This window comes from Candidatus Thiothrix phosphatis, from assembly GCF_035668035.1.
Classification (GTDB): Bacteria; Pseudomonadota; Gammaproteobacteria; order Thiotrichales; family Thiotrichaceae; genus Thiothrix; species Thiothrix phosphatis.
In genome coordinates this window covers 23,829-26,631 of the sequence record NZ_JAYMYJ010000021.1, presented here as the reverse complement: position 1 = coordinate 26,631, position 2,803 = coordinate 23,829, and the positions used below count along the sequence as shown (strand labels likewise).

At 50.9% G+C, this 2,803-nt stretch carries 2 protein-coding genes; both read right to left on the bottom strand.

Annotated elements, in window-relative coordinates:
* Positions 1-92: 92 nt before the first annotated feature.
* Positions 93-527 (bottom strand): AAA family ATPase, encoded by a 435-nt coding sequence (locus VSS37_RS02505; RefSeq protein ID WP_324693049.1) that lies wholly within the window; start codon positions 525-527, stop codon positions 93-95.
* A 141-nt stretch (positions 528-668) separates the two neighbouring features.
* On the bottom strand, positions 669-2,803 hold a 2,135-nt coding region (locus VSS37_RS02500), incomplete at its 5' end, for a COR domain-containing protein (protein ID WP_324693048.1).

Below are 2,803 nucleotides of genomic sequence, written 5' to 3'. Positions count from 1 at the left end.
GCCGCCATCCAGCAGGATTTGCGCCAATTGTTCGCGCCCCAGTGGAGGGAATGCCTGTGGTTGGGCAAAGTCGCCTGCCAGCAGGTAGTTGATCAGGTTGAAACGGCTATCGCGGATTTCGGTGATGGAGAGCGGCCACAATTCCACCCGTGCCATGTGCCCGGCAAGGCTTCCTGTGTGCGTGCGGAACTGAAAATATCCGCAGAGCCAGTCAGCAGGAACTTGCCTTTCTGCCCTGACGGCAGGTTGTCGGAGGAGCGTTTGATGGCAAGGGTCAGTTCCGGCGCATACTGGAATTCATCCAGCACCACATTCTGCCCAGCAAAGGACTGGATGAAGCCGTGCGGGTCATTCCGCGCCGCTGCCAATACGCCTTCATCATCCAGCGACAGGTATTGCATGCCACGCTCGGCGGCAATCGCTTTGGCCAGTGTGGTCTTGCCTGCCTGACGAGGGCCGGTCAGGTACAGAATCCTGAACTCTGTCAGTAATTCGAGTAGAAACGGGGTGTTGTTGCGTGGATACATGCGGATTTCTCACAGTCTTAATACGAGAAATACCATACCTTAATACGAGTTTTTATAAGTCTTGATGCGAGGTAATGGCTTTGTTTCCCCATCGGCTCCAGCAGCACCTGATGGAAAATTAGGTTTAGCGTGAAGCCACGTTTATGCCTGTAACAACTTCTCAACCTGTGCCTGAATCCCGTCTTCCACGCTGCCCCAGAATTTATCTTTGTTGCGCCATTCGGCTAAAGGCTTGCCGTCTTTAGGCAAGGCAGTGATTGAACCAATTTCGTGGTCACGCCAGCCTTTGGTATAGCGGATGATGACCGGGATCACTACGCTGCCATTGTCCCGGTAGCGTTCCAGTGCACGCACCATTTCCTTGGTGAAACAGTAGTCGGAATTGATGAATGCGGGGCTGATGAGCAGCAGGACAATATCGGCGGTATCCAGTTGCTGGAAGATTTGTTCGTCCACCGATTCGCCGGAAAACAGGGAACGGTCACTCCAGGCAATTAGCGGTAGTTTGCGTTTAATGGCAGTCAGGTGTTCTTCCAGACGTTTTTTGTATTTCTCGTCCTTGTGGGAATAGGAGATAAACAGTTTGATGCTTTTCTCCGCCGGTTTGGTTTCATCCAGTCGGGAACGTGGGGCGGTTTGTTCCTCGAATTCAGGCAATGGCTCCCTTGCTGCATGGATGCCTTTGCGCAGGTATTCCCGGTAGCGTTTGTGTGGGCTGATTTCACTAACCAGTTTGCGCAAGATGTCCCGCAATACGTCAAGCTGATTGCCACGTAGCTGGAAACGCAGTGAGCCTTCAGTAGATTGGCTTTTATCCTGATACGCACACTCCAGCAGGATTTGACCGTGTTCAGTCGGGCAGTAGATACCTGTGTGCCACGGGTCACTGTCGGGGTAGGTTTCGCCTAGCCGGATGATGATGCGTTCAATGATACTGCGATGCAAAAAGTCGTAATCGACTTCCAGCAGCCAGTCATGTTCCAGTGGTTGCCATGTATCTTTTATGGTGATGCTGGGTGGCAACAAGGCGGGGATAACGAATCTCCGGTCGGCAAATGGAAGGTTTTCCCTATTGCTTTGCTGACGATTGGCTTGATAACAAATCCCACAGTTACGCATAAAGCTGAGGTAAATTTCACGTTCGCTCTCATCAACATCAGGCCAAAAGGTGCTGGTGTCATCACCAAAAAAGCCGCCACCCCGGCGCTGGATTTTTTGTTTGAGTTTGGGTTTGTCTTTGGGATCGAACAGTTTGTAAACCGCATCAATTGCCCAGTTCTGGTCGAGGATGATCTGATCCTGAAACGCGCCTTCCTGATAGAACAGGATGCCGGTTTTGTGCAGGTACGCTACAAACCACTCGGCATAATCAATCCCTGCCTTGATGCACAGTTGTTTGAAGTGGGGAAAGGGCATGGTGGTTTGCCCTTCGCTTTTGAGCTTCTCCAGCGTTTCCTGTACTTGTACCCAAGGCTTCGGCAGCGTCAACGTCACTTTGTGTTGCAGCTTGCGGGTAACAATATCCTTGATTTTTTCTTCCAGAATACCGATGCGCCAATATTTCCGCGCCGAGATTGTTTCATAATCTTCTATTTGCGCAACACCCGGTAATTCAGGTGGCAAGCCAGGGCGGTCAGGTTGTTGTTCACCCAGATCAATGCGGTTTTTCACCACAATAACCGTACTGTCAGGACTCAGGTCATGGATTGATTCCAGCCAGTAGGTCACGTGATGGCGGGTTTCTTCCTGTATTTCGGGCGTTTCTTCAGCCCACAACAGCAGGTACAGGCAGTCATTGGCGAGAAACAGGCGGTGGGTGGCGTGGTATATTTCCTGTCCGCCAAAATCCCACAATTGCACGCTGAGGAGTTCAGCTTCGCCATGCAGACTCATTGGCAAGGTGCTGATGGTGATACCGTGGGTAGAGTCACAGTCTTGATCAACAGGTTTGCCCGTTTCCAAGGCAATCGCCAGTGTGGTTTTGCCGACACGACCGTTACCGACCAACTGGATTTTGAGTTGCTTTTGGGTTACTAAGCCATGCGACAGGATGGCTTGCCGATAGTGTTTGATATTTTCGAGGCAATCATCATCTTCATGCTCGCCTAGTAATACTGCGGGGATGCCAGATTTAGGGCTGTTATAAAAAGAAAACTGTTCTAGATGATCTGATAAAAGCAAGTGGTCAATCGTGGAAAGGTCATTGATTCCATTAGATCCACAGTTAAGCAATTGCAACGCTGGCAAGCCGCTCAGCGGCGACAGGTCGCTGATCT